Origin of the sequence: Croceimicrobium sp. (assembly GCF_965228705.1) — a bacterium.
GTDB lineage: Bacteria > Bacteroidota > Bacteroidia > Flavobacteriales > Schleiferiaceae > Croceimicrobium.
This window is the reverse complement of the sequence record NZ_OZ245832.1, coordinates 1321587-1338326: the sequence shown is the minus strand read 5'-3', so window position 1 is coordinate 1338326 and position 16740 is coordinate 1321587. Positions and strand designations below refer to the sequence as shown.

Below are 16740 nucleotides of genomic sequence, written 5' to 3'. Positions count from 1 at the left end.
GGTTCAGAACAGCTGAGTGCTATTTCGTAACAATTATTTCTAAAGCGTTGAAATCGAGGCTAATTTGCTTCTCGATAATTGCCTTTATCACTAGCAATTGAACAGAAATGGGAATAAGCACTATTCTCAGCATGGGAATCAAAACGAATCCAATTCCGGCGAGCATGTTGGTATTTTTTGAATTTGACAGTCATCGTATCCAAACTCTGGAGGCCCAGCGCTTATTTGAGTGGTTGGATGACAATGGAAATCGAAATGCCCAGCTTTATATTTTAGAGGCGCATGCCGACAATACCGGACCCACGGAATACAATGATGCCCTGAAGTTAAAAAGGGCAGAAACGGTAAAGGACTTTTTGATGCGCCAGGGGATTAGTGGAAGGAAGATTGTTATTCGCCCCGAAAGCGAGATTCAAGAGCAAACCAAACCTGATTTTCTTTATCGTAGAGTCCGGATTATTCTGCAGTAGAGGATACCGGAGGGGGAAAAAGTCGTCTCGGCTCAGCCGAGACGGCTTTTCGTGTTTTCAGGTACTTCATCAGAGTTTTTAGACCTGAGAACAATTCCAATAAAATTAGCGGTAGCTAATTGACTAGTAATCTTGCTAGCTCAAATCCCGAGGCATCTAAGGCATTTCAGGAATATTTGCACCTTAGGGTTTTGGTCCTTGCCTTTCAATAAATTGTAGTTTTAGGGTGTCTATGACCTGAATTTAATTGCAATCTAGACTTCCGCTTTTATTCGTACCTAAATGTTATCATTAGTTAATTTTGGTCTTCATTTAAACTAGTTGGTGGTCATTGTAGCAGGCAACCTAAACGACAGATAAAATGAATAAAGTAGAAGTATTTGAAAACGAAAGAGCGACGGGTTACAATCAGTTTGTAGAAACGTGGATACCAAACTATCACTACTTTTTAGACCGATTGCCCAAACTTCTAAGCGATACAGACCAAAAGGATTTATTGGTGGTCGGTTGTGGAACGGGTAACGAAATTGAGCGTTTTGTAAAAGCACCCGAACAATGGACAATTACAGGCATTGATCCATCGCCTGAAATGATAAAACAAGCGAAGGATAAACTTCACTTTTACAACAAGGTAAGCCTAATTGAAGGTTTGGTTTCTAAGCTTGACATGGAGAAAAAATATAGCGCTGCGACACTTTTATTAGTTCTGCATTTTCTTGACGACAAGGGCAACAAACTGAACTTACTTAAAGACATTGCCGATAGATTGGTTTCGGGTGCGACATTTGTAATACTTGACATAACAGGCGATAAAAAGCAAATTCAACAAAACCTAAAAGTTCTCAAACTTCTATTGCCAGAAGGCTTAGACGAAGAACAAATAAATAATCGGCTGAACAGAATAGGAAATGAACTTTTTACTGTTTCAGAACAACGACTTTCAGAATTATTGCAAGAAGCAGGTTTTGAAGCACCACTTCGTTTTTTTCAATCGTCAATTTATATGGGTTGGCTGACAAAAAAGAAATAAAAACTGGCTACAAAAAGGTGTATTATGCATAGCTTTCTTAGATGAGCTAGGACATCGATTATGGGCCATTGTGTGTAAGTAGAAGCCAAACAAAATCAACTAATTAGAAAGTGAGAAGAACCCTATTTTTAAACCTATTTGTAATTGCATTACTTTTTACCAGCTGCGAAGGATCTGAGGTGTATCGCGGAAAATGGAAAGCTTTAAATGCGGAAGGTCTTAAATCGGAAATCGTATTTACCGGAGATGAAATGACAATCCATAATGAAGATGGTGATTTAGGATCCTGGGAATATTCCCAGAACTCGGTTCATTTGGAAAATGGCAAAAAAGAATACGGCATTCAGTTGGAAAACGGCCTGGCGTATAGAATACTATTCCCGATAAGCGACAATCAAGAACGTGGGGTGGTAACTGACCAAAATGGACAGATTATTTTCATAATTGGGAGATCAAAGTATTATTCCTACCAAGAAGTATTCGGTTTAAATTAAAAAAGCCAACAACAACCCAAAGCTAGGTCAATAGTTATGCAATAGCCATTGAAACAGAATATGAGGGTGCTACTGGTTTTTTAGGACTTTAGGAGAAGGTCGAATTATCTTTAAATAAACCTTGTAAGTAATACCATAAAGACCACGATGAATGAATTGCCATTTGATGTACAAAATCAGTTCTTCCAAGTGCTTAACAAGGAAATTTCGGTTGCTGATTTTGAAAAGTGGCTTTATTCCAAGAAGGAACTTGAACAACTTCTCGGCTACGACTCCTATATCGACTTGATTTCCTTGAATTTCAAAGACCGATATATATTACATGAAATGGCAAAGATTGTCAATCCATTCTTGGATTTTGGAGAATTTGAGGAACGAAAACTGAAAAATATATTATCCGACTTGATTAATCGAAAAGATGACTTCGCTAAATCGCTTATTGAAACCTACTATCTGTATTGTTCAGGTTATAGTTTTTTCCACAATCTTGGATTGGGTTACGGCCTGACTTTTTCCGAAGACTTTTGGAACTTCAGTGATTGGGAGATCCTAACCAGTGAACAAAAAAACGGCCGAATTGACCGAATTTACCCTGGTGTCAAAAGAGAGGCCGAATTAATATTGCAGTGGATTGATGAAGGGAAAATTGTTCTAAATGGCGAGAAGGACGAGTTTGGACAGTATCAATTTCTTGACAAAAGAACTAACACTGAAGAAGAACTGCGTACTCTGGAAAAGATAGAGATTGAAGAAAATAAGGAAGCACTGCATACAACAGTGGGTAGATTCAAGCGAGCAGAAAGTGCTAAAAAAAGCTTTAATCCTTTTAACAAACTTTGGTCTTGGTTGACTGGCAAGTAGTACGAAATCTCGCGTGATCATTTCAAAGACCCTTGTGGTGCATTAAAAGAAATGGAAGAAAAATAGGAGCATATAAATCACCTGGAAAGGTTCATTGTTTTGACATCATTTATAAAGGTGAAATAAGATTCGGGCCGACTTATTATAAATTAAAGTTGGACGGAGAATTGATTAACAATAGAATTTTTGGATTTGAATTTAAATGGCATCCAGAATCAAAGTACCTAGCTCTTCAGGAGTGGTTAACAACTGATTATAAAAAAGGGCCGATTACAGCTTTGACAATCGTCGACTTGAAAACAAGAAAGTTTGCCAAAATCTCAAAAGCGGAAGGAGGTTTTATAAAGCCATTGAAATTTGAGAACGAACTGATAGTCTTTGAAAAAGAGTATTTAGCTTCCGGCAAAGCGGTTGAATATGAAATCAACTATGAGCTAATCCAAAACTGGGAAAAAGAATAAAGTGACTACAACAATGTGTATAGAAGATAATATGCGGGATACGCACCCTACAAAAAACCTTGAACTTTTATTAATTCTGATGATCTCAATCTCTTAAAACCATCAAAAAAGTTCCAAATCTAGAACCCCTCTCCAAGGGCCCCGCCCGGTCTCAATTCTCACCTCTCAAATCTTCCCCCCAAAGAAAAACCCCAAGCACCCACCGGCACCTGAGGTTTTCAAATCGTATCAAAATTCTTAGGGCTTTAATCCCTTGGAACTATCCACATCTTTCCAAGCCTAAAAACCCCTCTAAAAGGGCTCCGCCCGATCTAATATCTATCGTCTAAAGTCTAGAGAATTCACTTCAAAAATGGAGGCTTGCTTACTCTCGCCTTCAATTGCTTATTCCGCACCTCGATATAAATCTCGGTGTCGGCCGCGTCATAAGGCTTGTTGAGATAACCCAAGCCAATCGCTTGGTCCAGGCTGGGAGACTGGGTGCCGGAGGTAACCACGCCAATTGCATCGCCTTCGGCATTAAGGATGCGGTAATCTTTACGAGGAATACCGCGGTCTTCCATGATAAAGCCGGTTAAGCGACGACTTAAACCCGCTTCTTTCTGCGCTTGCAGAGCTTCGGAGTTGATGAAGTCTTTGCTAAACTTAGTGATCCAGCCTAAGCCTGCTTCCAGGGGAGAGGTACTGTCGTCAATATCGTTTCCATAGAGGCAGAAGCCTTTTTCCATGCGCAGGGTATCGCGGGCTCCTAAGCCAATGGGCTTAATGTCGAAATCTGCTCCGGCTTTGAAAATGGCATTCCAAACCTGCAGGGCATTTTCGTTTTTCACATAAATCTCAAAACCGCCGGCTCCGGTATAACCCGTGGCGGAGATAATCGCCTCCGCACCGTCTATTTTACCCATTTCAAAGGTATAATAGGTCATGGCCGCTAAGTCGGTATCCGTTAAGGATTGCAGGGCTTCGGCCGCCTTAGGACCTTGTACGGCGAATAATGACCAATCATCACTTTGGTTATCCATTTTCACTCCTTCCGGACGATGGGAGTCTAACCAGGCATAGTCCTTATCAATATTGGAAGCATTTACTACCAATAGGTATTCACCTTCCGCTATGCAGTACACCAAAAGGTCATCAACAATACCGCCTTTATCATTGGGCATGCAGCTGTACTGAATCTTTCCGGGACTTAATTTGGATACATCATTACTGGTGGTCTTTTGCAGGAAGTCTAATGCGGCCGGGCCACTAACGAAGAACTCACCCATATGGCTAACATCAAATACGCCCACTTTTTCGCGCACATGAAGATGCTCTACCTTGAGGCCTTCGTATTGAACAGGCATGTGAAAACCAGCAAAATCAACCATTTTGCCACCCAGGTCCTGATGAACCTGATCTAAAACTAATTTTTTCATGAGAGGTGTTTTAGGCTTGCGCCAATGATTATCCGTGAATGTGCTCTTTGGTGCCAAAGTCTTTCATTACTTCAGCTTCGAAGCTTAGCAGCTCGTCCCACATTTGATCTACATTTTCGCGTTCACCAAATTGGCGTGCGAATTTGAGAAACATGGTATAATGATTCGCCTCACTTACCATTAAATCGCGGTAGAATTCTGCTAACTCTTGGTCTTCGATATGATCCGAAAGCACTTTAAAACGTTCGCAACTGCGGGCTTCAATTAAAGCGGCAATAAGCAGGCGATGGACTAAACGTAAATCGCGATCCGGGGTTTTAGGGAAGAACTGGCTGATCCGCGCTACATATTCATCCTTGCGCTCCCGACCTAAAACCAGGCCGCGCTCGCGAATACGTTTGTGGACCATTTCAAAATGACTCATCTCTTCTTGCGCTAAGGCCGCCATGGCATCTACCAAATCGCTGTGCTCCGGATAGGTAATCAGGAGGGAGATGGCATAAGAGGCGGCTTTCTGCTCACAAAAAGCGTGATCGGTTAAGATTTCTTCAATATTCTTTTCGGCGATATTCGCCCACCGGGGATCGGTAGGTAATTTTAGTCGTAAAATGCTCATGGCTTTAATACTTCCGTCAATTGCTCGGCAAAATTAACCATTTGCTTGGTCTCACTAACGGTTGTATGCCTTTCTTTGGCAAAGATCAGCAGAGCCCTGCCATTGCATTCGATATGGTATTGTTTATGGCTTTCGAGAAAGGGAATTAAGGGCCCTTCAAAGAATTTCCGAATCGACTTTTCATCTTCCCCCTTGAGCTTAAAACGTTTGGAGAAATCCGGATGCCTTTCAAAATTGATATCCTTGAAGCCCGCCAAATGCGCTACTCGATCTAAGAGTCGTTCTTGATCCAAAACAAAGGGGGCCGTTTCCGTAGGCAGCGGTAAATAGACCATACTGGCATGTCGTAGAGCATTGCCATAGAAATCGGTGTCCTCATAATGGATATCGGCCCACAGCCAATTTTGATTGCGGCATTCAATCCGATTGCGCAGCAAATGCAGGTATTTATCCTGAAAATATTCAAATCCTTTAAAGCGTCCGTCGTCTTCTACCTCAGAATATTGAAAGCGGAAATTATGCTCCGCAGCATAGAGGCGCAGCATTTTCTGCCGGCGGGTAAGCTTCCCTCTTTTGGAGCTGCCTTTTTTCAGGGGTCGGCGCGTGGCTAAGGGGTGGGAGGAGAGCTGCCCTAAATCATCCAGACCAATGGTTTCCAAACTTCCACCCGCTGCTTCAAAGCGATGACGGTATTGTTGTACATGCTCCAAAACTGAATGGTCTACATATTCTGCCAGACTAAAATCCAAGATGAGCTCCGCCTGAGGTTCCACCGTATCCATTTGCTTTTTAAGGCGAATGAAATTGAGGAAATTGGACATGGTTTTTACACTCAAATGGTATTTATGTTCCTGTTCTTCGAAGAGTAGAACATTGGGTCGAAAGAGGCTGCGTAAATAATAGCCTCGTTTTTTAAGACTGAGCAATTGATAGACCAGGGTTAAAAGCATGCCCCCCAGGATGCCAATGATCAGATTACTGGCCAGGGTAGCGAGATAGGTGAAAATGAAGAGCAGGAGCTCATCCCGACCTAATTCGGCCATAGCCCGGAATTGCGAAGGCGCGGTTAATTTATAGCCGGTATGCACTAAAATAGCGGCCAGTACCGCCAGTGGAATATGCTCTAATTGAATGCTAAACAAAGCTAGGAAAAGCACCAGGAATAATCCGTGAAAGAGATTAGACCAGGAGGAGCTGGCGCCATTGTTCAAGTTCACCGAGGAGCGGGCGATTACCGCTACTACATTAAGACCGCCAATCAAGCTGGAGCCGATGGTAGCAATACCCAAGGCCCGCAAATCTTTATTGGCATTGGAGCGTCTTTGCTCCGGATCCAGCTTGTCGATGGCTTTAATACTGAGCAGTGATTCTACCGCGGCAATAAAGGCCAGGCTAAGGCTGATGGTCCAGAAACTGCCGGTTCCCATAGCCTTAAAGGAAGGGAAGGTAAAGGCATCTAAAATTTCGGGTGGCAAGCTGATTAAATGGCTATCTGGCAATTGGGGCCATTGGGCAAAATGTGGAGAGAGGTAGCTATAGCTGATACCCAGGGCCAATACCCACATGGGACCGGGAATTTTTTGAAAAGGCCAAAAGCGAATTTTGGGTAGTATAAAGAGCAGAGCTAAACTCACTAAACCCAATGCCCAGGCGGCTAAGGGAGCGCTGCCATTTTGAATAAGACCGATGCTTTTACCTAATTCGGCCAGGAGGCTAAAAGCCGAGCTGGATTGCGGGTCTACGCCTAATAGAACATGCAATTGCCGACTCAATATAATGAGGCCAATGGCAGCCAGCATCCCCCGAATAGCGGCGGCAGGGAACAGTTCGGCCAATACACCAAAGCGAAAGAGTCCCATTAGCAGAATAAAGATCCCCGACATTAAGATCGCACCTAGGAGAAGGGAATAACCCAGGGCTGGATTCCCCTGACCCAAGACTCCCACTGCGTAGAGGCTTAATACCACCAAACCATTTCCGGGCCCGGCAATAATCAGGCGGGAGCTCCCCAATAAAGAAAAGAGAATCGCACCTGCAACAGTGGCAATGATTCCCGCCATGGGAGGTACACCACTGGCCAGGGCCAATCCGAACCCCAGCGGTAATGCTACCAGAGAGACGATCAGTCCGGATTGAATATTTTGGGGGATGTTCTTAGTGTCCTTAAGCATTCATGGGCTTTGGATCGCTGCTATGCACGATTAATAAATCACTGGGAAGCTCGGAAAGGATGTATTCCAAATCATGGGTAAAAACCCGATCCATAAAGCCGAGTTTGGTATCCGGCGAATTCAAGACTAATAATTCGGCTCCACTGCTTTGGGTAAAGTGGCCAATGCTGTATCCGGGTTTACCGAAGATCACCTGATTTTCAATTTCCAAATTATGGGGATCTTCTTCTTTCAGGGCCAGCTTAATGCGATGCTGTTCGCGTTCTTCAATTATATGGCGCCAGCGATTGCAGCGGGCTTGTTCTTTATCATCGGCGGCGCGACTGGTTTTCTTATCGGGTGGAATCTCCTCTACAATATGCAGAAGTTTGGAGCCCAAAGATTCGGCTACTTCCAGTGTTTTGTGAATAGTATCGCGTGTTTTAGGATGTTTAACTCCACTCACCACAATATGGCGGTACGCCTTAGGGAAGCGCATAGGCTGAGTGAGTAGCATAATGCTACAATTGGATTTCCGCACTAATTGTCGGGCTACCGAGCCCATATAATAGCGCAGGAGGCCTTCACGGGGTAAGGCTCCCACCATTAGCAAATCGGCCTTTTGATCTTCACAAACCTTTAGGATGCTGTCGGAGATATCACCTTCCAGCCAAAGGAACTGATGCGGGACTTGCACTGCGCCAATACTTTGAATTTGGCTTTCAATTTCTTCGCGACTAGCCGTTTTACCATCTCCTACATGCACGAAAATAATCTCGTTCGCGAGGTGTTCACAGAGGCGTGCGGCTTCTTTTACATTGGCAATTAAACTGGGGCTGAGGCCAATGCCCATGACCATTTTGTTGAAAGGTTTCAAGACAGAAAATTCAATTTGTATAAAGGTACGAAGTGTTAAGAAAGGCCACTAGTCGATGCGCCTGAAATACTGAATTGAAAGGTGTATTGGTATCCTTTTCTGAGACATGTTAGGACTCATTAGCGTTTTTTAAGCTTTAATCAGCGCCTTTATTTCAACCTAAGGCCCTTTAATGGTTGTATTTCGTGCCAAATCACTATCCATAATTTAAAAAGTTTAAATTTTTTTATCCACCTCATTTGGGACGAAAAGAAGGGCAGGAGGGATGAAAATTTGGTCTGAGGGATGAGTTTTGATTTTCTGATTTGGGGGACTCAAATGGAAGCATTTAGGATAGTTTGATTCGTCGTGAATTTTGTTTTAAGTATCTGTTTATCAGTTACATTAACGGAATAAATTCTGTAACATGAAAACACACACTTTTCAACTTCGGCTCAAAAAGCCCAGCTTGTTTTCCCCCTTTTTATTGTCTGTCATCCTAATCGGCTTTAGCTACACTTTAAAGTCGCAGGATCATCATGATTGTGGCACTCATTTGCCCGCCACCACCACCTTAGCGAAAACTTCGGCCGCGGGTGCGGGATGTACCGCGTCAAGTACGGATTATGTAAATCATTATTCGAAGAAGGAGAATCACATTCCCAATGCTAATACTGCTCTTAAAACCGTGCATGTGAATGTGGTAATCTGGCAAGATGATAATGGGCAGAAGAATTTCCAGAATACACCGGTAACCCATCAGCGTTTCCTTACCATGATGGATTGGGTGAATAATCTTTGGTTTAATGGCAATCCCAGTCCTTCAGATCCCATGGCCGGGGTAACCGATTTAAGTTTTAAGAAATTGGCGCTGGAATTCCATGAAATCTACTTCATGCAGAATTCGGCGATCAATGCTTCTATGAGTTCAGCCAATATGAATAACCTCTTGTTTACGGCCCATCCGGAAGCAGCGAACTTTTTAAACATTCATATTACTTCTGGTCACCCTTCCGGTTGGTGGGGGTATATGACTACCCACGGAGATCGCCTCCCCATGATCATTACCACCGATGATCCACAGAATCAAGGTTATTCCTGCACCAGCGGTGCTTGTCCCATTTCTATAGCGGAAGATCCGGTAGGTAGTGGTAATTTCTATCGAGATTGGAGTTTTGCGGCTCATCTAGCACATGAGCTTGGCCATTGTTTTGGATTGGATCACACCTATAATAGCAGTACGTTGAATCCTACAAATCCTTATTTTCTTTCGGATGTCTTTATTCATAATCCGACTTATGCCCCCGGTTCTGCTTATGCTTATCATTGTTCATCAGCCAGTCATGCTATAAGTGGAGGAAATCCATTTGCGGTATTAAATGATGGTTGCACCAATAATTTCATGAATGGTCATGAAGGAAATTATATGTCACCTCTGCAATTAGGGATTTGTCATCTGGCAACCAATATTGGAAAGAACCCTTTAAACTCCAGAATCGGGCCTTTTATGAGTGGTTATTCGACTACTCCTATGACTATAACTCACAGTGAAAGCTGGGATTTTGAGCATTGGATTTACAGTGATATTGTGGTAGAAACTGGGGCTACCCTGGAAATCAAGTGTACGGTGTACATGCAGCCCGAGGGCAAAATCATCGTAAAGCCCGGGGCTAAATTGTTGATTAATGGCGGTACCATTACCAAAGCAGGGAATTGTGCCTATCCAGCGGAGAATGATCCCTATGCCACCTATATCGGTCGCTACTGGCAAGGAGTCTATCTGCATGGTAATGATAGAGTGAGTCAAACGGTAGTGAATCAACCAGTATTGGAAATGATTAATGGCGGTACTATTGAATACGCTCGCGATGGGGTGACTAATTCCGGGGTGGATTCCAAAGGAGATTGGATTTCTGGAACCACGGGTGGTATCATCATCGCCAAGAACGCACATTTCTACAATAACCGTCGCGATGTACAATTATTAAGCTACCATAGCTATTATAAAGGAGTTGAATTAGCCTATCAGGCCACTTTCGAGAATACGGATTTTATCCGCGATGATGCCTATCAAATGACCAGCTTAACCGCGAGTGTTTCGATTTGGGATGTGGTTGGAGTAAGCTTCCGCGGATGTCGCTTTGATACGGATGTAGATTATTACGACTTAAATCAAGGTACCCAGGCTATTTATTCCTTGGGGGGCTCCTTTAAAGTTGACGGACTCTATTCGAAATTTGCCGATCCCCATGGTGGTATTTATAGCGAGTTTTCGGGTTACGAACATGCGATAGAAGCCTGGAATTATCTTTTATCTCCCTATCACAGGGTGACTGTTCAATACAGCCATTTCGAAAATAATGATGGCGGAATTTTCCTCGCTTCGATTAACAATGCCAAGATCATTGAGAATTACTTTGATATTCCTCGTACTTACAATTTGCAGTTTATTAATTACGGATTGTATTTCGATGCTAGTTCGGCCTTTGATTGTTACAACAACCAGTTTGAGGGAACCGTAGGGTCAGCGCCAGCGATTGGAGCATTATTTACAAATTGTGGGGCGGCTAATAATTTAGCTTACCGCAATAGAGCGGATAATTTAAGTGTAGGCTTTGAAGCCTATGGTTGGAACCGATCTGCCACCAACTTCGATGGTTTGGATTTTCGTTGTAATGACCTTGGTTATGGAGCCGGCAATAGTATGGATATCTATGTTAGTGGAACCAGCGCTAGCGGCAATCAAGGTATTTCAGAGCATCAAGGTTCCTATGCGGGAAACGTGAATAATCTGGCCAATAATCTCTTCACTTTAGGGTCTTCGGACTATACCAATGCGGCGCGCCATCATTTCTATAACTATGGAGCTGGAGATCCTCGCTATAACCCTAATAATTCTACGGGCATAACCGAAGCCTATTATAGCTTTACTGTAAATTACAATTCTGCCTGTCCCGATTTAACTGAGGGCTCTGTAGGTGGAACAGGTCCAGGTGAAGATCCTTCCGGTTCCAAAGGCAAAATGGCGCAGGCTCAGATTGATCTCAATTATTACGATGCTTTGCTCGCTCAATATCAATCTGGCGCCGATGAAGAACAATTAGAAGCACTTTTAGCGGCCACTGAATTACGAGATGCTGCCTTGCGGACTCTTATCAATCAATATGCAGCTCAACCTGGAGACTTAGGACAAAGCGACTTAAAAAACTTCTTAAAGAGTCGTTCCGAATTGTATCCTAAGCTTTACCTCCTGGGGCTTTTAAAAGCCGAAGGCAATAATGCTGAATGGGCCTTATTGATGAACGCTGAGCCCGCCATAGATTGGTCGGCAGATGAAGTGCAATACTGGAATGAAATCCGTTGGATTGAAAATGCAGCAGCCCAATATCACATCAGTGAGTCAAGTAACAGAGATCAGCAATTCTTGGCGGAGTTGAAGCGGAATTATGCCGATAAATTGCCCGTTACTCAAAGGATGATTGATGGTTGGGAAAAATTCCTTACCGGCTGCACGGCTTATGTAGAATCTACTTTCCTTCCGGATGGAATGGGCTCTAATGGCGGGGCAAATGACAATAAGCTCTTGGTAGAGAACTTGGTGTCGCTCTATCCTAATCCTGCTCGTGAATCCTTGCAATTGGAATGGAATTTTGAAAAGGCCAAATGGACCGAAAACCTTCAAATTCAGGTATTTGGTTTAAACGGTCAATTAATTCAAACTTTGGAATTGGATTATACCGCCAATCGTTATGAACTGAATTGCGAATCCTGGCCAGCCGGTCATTATAAAATACGGGTATCCGGACCTACCCAAAGCACCTTAAGCTTTGTGAAAGTGGATTAAGCTTAAATCTTTATCCCCAGTTAGAGAAGATGGAAGCCCCTCATGAGAAATTGTGAGGGGTTTTTTAGGGTATAAGCAGCATGAAGTCACAGCTAGAGGATTAATGACTAAACCATTCTCAATTATCCTTTTACCGCCATTCGTTCTTCCCCTTAATACACAAGTGAAAGAGGGAGATACCATCGCTCTGTTTATATTTACTAAATGAAGGCTCTATTTAAAAGTTGTGCCCCTATCCTTGAGAATTTTAAAAGATCGTCAGGTTCTATATGCGTTATTTAGCTCTGCTATTTTTCATTTTTAGTTTGTCAAATCTCCAGGGTCAAGTCATTGATGAATCGGAATATAAATCGATGAATCTAGCGCTTCTGAATCGGAAATTTCAAGACTTTGACACCATAGCTTGCCTGGATACCTCACAATATTGGCAGGAGGCCATCCGTAGCTTTGCCGCTATGGTATACCTCGATGTTATTGAAGATAGCCTATTGGCGGATGCCTTGATTCAAAGATTTGAGCAAATAGCCCAAAAGCACTTTGAAGAAGGAACTCCCATTCAGATATATGCATCCAGTATGAATAGTTTTGAGCATGCCCAGGAGGCAAGCCTAGCGAAGGATTCTGAATTCATTTACCTCTGTTTTGGTAATTCTTGTTTTGGTAATTCGCTCTACATGAGAGAAGGAATGAGACGAGTAAATCAAAAGGTTCGGGATTTGGTGGCTAGCAAGGAAGATTAGATCATTGCTCCGAGCTTTTCCGAGCTTTGCACTTCTGATGGATAGGCAATTAATCAGCAGAAATTAAGCCTAAAATCTAGTCTGAGATTTAATAGTTTTGCCTCCATAGCCTTAAATACCTTATTTATGAAACGCTTCGTTTTAGCGCTTTTAGTACTGAGTTCACTTAGCTTGGTTGCTCAGGTTGATTTTCAACCTTCCTTTTTTCAAATTGATAGCATATTATATCCAGATATGTCTGCTAATCATATCATTAGCTTTAATCGACTGGGAGATCTAGATAATGATGGCGATGCAGATGCCATCATCTATGGCAAGGATCGATTTGGTTCAAATGTTGAGTTCTTATGGTTATTGGAGAATCAAGGTGGTAGCCAGTTTGTACCTATTCCGGATAGCTTGGACTTTAAGACAGATGTTCCTCCACTGATCGTGGATCTTAATCAAGATGGTTTAAACGACATTCTAAGTTTTAAAAGTCCTTATTGGAATACCAGCAATAATGTAAGTGTAGCTTTAATAAACCAAGGGAACTTTGTGTTTCAGCCAATAGTTCTTAATAGTTTGGATTCTATTAAAGTTAAAATGTATGAAACTTTAGATGTTAATAATGATGGCTATCCAGACTTAGTTTTAAACGGAGAACATAGCAATGGTAGCCAAGGTTATACGGCAATATATATAAATGATAGTACGGGAAACTTTTTAACGAATGAGATTTATCTAGGTATTTACCAAAACCCTGCAATTGGTATTCTTGATAAGAATTCCGATGGCTTTGATGATCTTGTTATTACCGGATTTAATGCTTCATTGTCTGTTTCAAATAATTTTTATCTGAACTCTAACAATGGTGGATTTACTTCAACATCATTTGAAAACTCAGGCTTTTATTCTAATACACGAATTTTCATTGATGATTTTGATCAAGATAATGAACTCGATTTTGTGGTGAGTAATACTAATAGTTATAGAAAACTAAATTTATACCTCAATAATGCACCTCAAGCGGGATTTACAGAGGATAACAGTATTTTCGGAATGGGTGCTCAAGGATACAATGAGCATACACATTTAGTTTTAGATATTGATGCCGATGGAGATAATGAGGTCATTGCTCAAATGGCATTTAATTCCGGTGGAGATACTATAAAGTACTACGACCGTGCAGCAAATGGTAATTTTCAGGTAATGACTAACACCAATCCTGTTGATTTAAAAGAGCTTTGGCAATATGATACTGTAGATATCAACGGGGATGGATACACCGATATTTATAATAGTCATGGCGAAGAATTATTATATAACAATCAAAACGGGGGCTTTGTTAGACCTAAGCAGTTCAACACTTTTACAGGTTCAATCCATGAGTTTCGCACTTTAGATTTTAACCAGGATGGCTATGACGATTTTTTACTTTCTTCAAGCCAGAAAAATACCAGCGGTCTGTATCTTAATCACAATGGGAATTTCTTTAAACGCCAGAACATACCATTCTTTAATCAATATTATATTAAATCAATTGATGTACTTGATATTGACGGAGATGGGGATTTGGATTTTGTTGGTCAGGCGGATGGTGCTTTTATTCTAATTAACAATGGAAATGGACAGTTTACTAATCAGGTAAACCCCATGGTCGATACTCAGAAAGGAGTGTTTATTATGAATCTTGATGGCCAGCACCAATTGGATATTATGATGGTAGAAAGGCCCAACGGTGCTTACCATTATGAGCTGAAATTTTACAGCACTGATGCATCCGGGAATTTATTTCTGGAGTCTATAACAGGACTTCCAGACCTTAGTGTTTACTCAACTTTAGCAGTGGGAGATATTAATAATGATGGATTAGATGATGTGTATTTGTAACCTCCCCTAAAATTCGGACTGGTTAAAACTATTTAAATTTAACCAGTAATTATGAAGAAGTCGAGATTTACCGATAGCCAGATTGTTAATGCGATTAAACAGCATGAGTCAGGCCGAAAGACCGACGAGATTTGCCGGGAGTATGGCATATCTAAGGGCACCTTTTATCAATGGCGCAAGAAGTATGCAGGGATGGACTCCTTGCAACTTAAACGCTTGAAAGAGCTGGAGGAGGAAAATCGCAAGCTTAAACAGATGTTCGCTGATGTGAGCTTGGATAACAAAATGCTCAAGGATGTGCTCTCAAAAAAGTGGTAGGCACTGGTGATCGTCAAAACATGGCTACTTATCTAAAGGAAACCTACATGATAAGTATTACCAGGGCTTGTAAGGTGATTCGTTTGCCTAAGTCCATGTTTTATTACCAATCAGTTAAAGATGATACGGAAGTAATTAATAAGCTGCTTGAGATGGTGGTGCTACGCCCCCGTGAGGGTCAGGATAAGGTTTATCAGCGCTTACGCTTAGAGGGCTATGGTTGGAATAAAAAGCGTGTTCGTAGGATCTACCTAAAGTTGGGGGTAAACCTTCGTAGAAAGACCAAGAAGCGTATTCCTGCCCGTGTGAAAGAACCCCTAGTTCAGATGGAGCGACCTAACCAAACTTGGTCTATGGACTTCATGAGTGACGCCTTGGAAAATGGAAGAAGGTTCCGTGTACTTAATGTAATCGATGACTTTAATCGCAAAGCCATTACTGTAGAAGCCGAGTTTACCTTTCCTTCTTTTGGGGTAATCCAATGTTTAAAGAGAGCCTTTGAAGAACAAGGAAAGCCGAGTAAGATCCGTGTAGATAATGGCCCTAAGTTCACCTCCTTAGAGTTTAGTGAATGGTGCAGACTACAAGAAATAGAGCTTCATTACATCCAGCCGGGAAAACCTATGCAAAATGGCTATATCGAACGATTTAACCGCACCTTTAGGCAAGATGTATTGGATGCACATCTATTCTCTGGAATTGATCAGGTGAGACATATTGCCGAACAATGGATAGACGATTATAACTACACCAGACCGCATGAAGCACTTGGGGGAATTACGCCCCACCAGGCAGAAGCGAAATTTTCATCCAAGCAAGCTTGCTTGGATGAAAAAACAAGCTACTCCAAACAAAACAAAGTACATTTAAACTCAGTCTGAAATTAGGGGAGGTTACAGTTGATGCTATAATATCTTACATTGACTTCACAATTCCTTTTGGCAATGACCAATACCAGATTTATCAATGTAACTATTTTGAACCTGTTACGCCAAAATACATTCATAGCCAAACCCTTGGCCACCATTAGTATGAAGACAATAACAACAATCCTATTGATTTTGACTTTGAATCTTGTTCAAGGACAGGACACTCTTCAATTTGACGTGGCCACACCAAATGGATTTAAAGGACAAATTACCGACACGCGAACAATTGTGTATTCGGGAAAATTAGACTTGGATTTTTACAAAAAGCACTTTTTCACTCCATATCATTACCCTCAAAAAATGGTTGACACGAACCATAGAAATGATACAATAACTATATGGAATGACTCGACTAAAGTGGGGGATTTCAATACTAATTGGAGTTACACGATAACTTACGATTCACTTTCAAGAGTAACTTCCTATAGATATTCAGCGTGTATGATTTGCTCACAGTTACCATATGAGTTCCATTTTATCTACAATCAACTTGGACAAGTAATCAAAATGATAAATAAGCTCAATGACAAGAAAACAATTGAATTCAAATACGACCCTGCTGGGAATATTATAAATGTCAAAGAATATCACGGATCGGATTTGACGAAAGAAATAGAGTTAATAAATAAGAAATAACTGTGTCCATGAACGCATTAAACTTATAGCGATTGAATGGCTGCA

General features: G+C 41.7%; 14 protein-coding genes. 10 read left to right on the top strand and 4 right to left on the bottom strand.

Translation table 11 applies throughout. From position 1 onward, the window contains the following. Positions 1 to 107: 107 nt before the first annotated feature. The 5 genes from ACO05P_RS06055 (at position 108) to ACO05P_RS06035 (ending at position 3316) form a co-directional block, all read left to right on the top strand. Complete coding sequence (locus tag ACO05P_RS06055; RefSeq protein ID WP_421754107.1) at positions 108 to 470, top strand: OmpA family protein; 363 nt, start codon at positions 108 to 110, stop codon at positions 468 to 470. A 361-nt stretch (positions 471 to 831) separates the two neighbouring features. Further along, complete coding sequence (locus ACO05P_RS06050; RefSeq protein WP_421754106.1) at positions 832 to 1500, top strand: class I SAM-dependent methyltransferase; 669 nt, start codon at positions 832 to 834, stop codon at positions 1498 to 1500. Positions 1501 to 1610: 110 nt separating this feature from the next. Beyond that, positions 1611 to 1994, top strand: coding sequence for a hypothetical protein (locus tag ACO05P_RS06045; RefSeq protein WP_421754105.1), 384 nt, complete (start codon positions 1611 to 1613; stop codon positions 1992 to 1994). Between the two features lie 147 nt (positions 1995 to 2141). After that, entirely contained in the window at positions 2142 to 2855 is a 714-nt protein-coding gene (locus ACO05P_RS06040) for a hypothetical protein (RefSeq protein ID WP_421754103.1), read from the top strand. A 32-nt stretch (positions 2856 to 2887) separates the two neighbouring features. Continuing rightward, entirely contained in the window at positions 2888 to 3316 is a 429-nt protein-coding gene (locus ACO05P_RS06035) for a hypothetical protein (RefSeq protein ID WP_421754102.1), read from the top strand. 341 nt (positions 3317 to 3657) lie between these two features. On the opposite strand, the gene gcvT is transcribed toward ACO05P_RS06035, so the two are convergent. From gcvT to ACO05P_RS06015, 4 genes are read right to left on the bottom strand one after another with little or no spacing between them, the layout of a single operon-like run. Continuing rightward, positions 3658 to 4734: a glycine cleavage system aminomethyltransferase GcvT gene (gene gcvT / locus ACO05P_RS06030; protein ID WP_421754101.1), complete on the bottom strand. Its 1077-nt coding sequence runs from the start codon at positions 4732 to 4734 to the stop codon at positions 3658 to 3660. 28 nt (positions 4735 to 4762) lie between these two features. Further along, positions 4763 to 5344: a tRNA-(ms[2]io[6]A)-hydroxylase gene (locus tag ACO05P_RS06025; RefSeq protein WP_210760515.1), complete on the bottom strand. Its 582-nt coding sequence runs from the start codon at positions 5342 to 5344 to the stop codon at positions 4763 to 4765. A 2-nt stretch (positions 5345 to 5346) separates the two neighbouring features. Further along, on the bottom strand, positions 5347 to 7521 hold the full coding sequence (locus ACO05P_RS06020) for a SulP family inorganic anion transporter (protein WP_421754099.1): 2175 nt from the start codon (positions 7519 to 7521) through the stop codon (positions 5347 to 5349). Then, a complete protein-coding gene (locus ACO05P_RS06015; RefSeq protein WP_421754098.1) occupies positions 7514 to 8377 on the bottom strand; it encodes a universal stress protein in 864 nt (287 codons plus the stop codon). Before ACO05P_RS06015 ends, ACO05P_RS06020 begins: the two co-directional genes overlap by 8 nt. Positions 8378 to 8783: 406 nt before the next feature. Between ACO05P_RS06015 and ACO05P_RS06010 the strand changes: the two genes are divergently transcribed. The 5 genes from ACO05P_RS06010 to ACO05P_RS05990 all read left to right on the top strand — a co-directional run bounded on the left by ACO05P_RS06010 (position 8784) and on the right by ACO05P_RS05990 (position 16011). Next, on the top strand, positions 8784 to 12200 hold the full coding sequence (locus tag ACO05P_RS06010) for a T9SS type A sorting domain-containing protein (protein WP_421754096.1): 3417 nt from the start codon (positions 8784 to 8786) through the stop codon (positions 12198 to 12200). 353 nt (positions 12201 to 12553) lie between these two features. Next, positions 12554 to 12940, top strand: coding sequence for a hypothetical protein (locus ACO05P_RS06005; protein ID WP_421754094.1), 387 nt, complete (start codon positions 12554 to 12556; stop codon positions 12938 to 12940). A gap of 126 nt (positions 12941 to 13066) precedes the next feature. Further along, positions 13067 to 14812, top strand: coding sequence for an FG-GAP repeat domain-containing protein (locus ACO05P_RS06000; protein WP_421754093.1), 1746 nt, complete (start codon positions 13067 to 13069; stop codon positions 14810 to 14812). Between the two features lie 51 nt (positions 14813 to 14863). Then, entirely contained in the window at positions 14864 to 15130 is a 267-nt protein-coding gene (locus ACO05P_RS05995; RefSeq protein WP_421750709.1) for a transposase, read from the top strand. A 20-nt stretch (positions 15131 to 15150) separates the two neighbouring features. Then, the gene (locus tag ACO05P_RS05990) at positions 15151 to 16011 is read left to right on the top strand and encodes an IS3 family transposase (protein WP_421754092.1); all 861 of its coding nucleotides are present in this window, start codon (positions 15151 to 15153) and stop codon (positions 16009 to 16011) included. Positions 16012 to 16740: the final 729 nt, after the last annotated feature.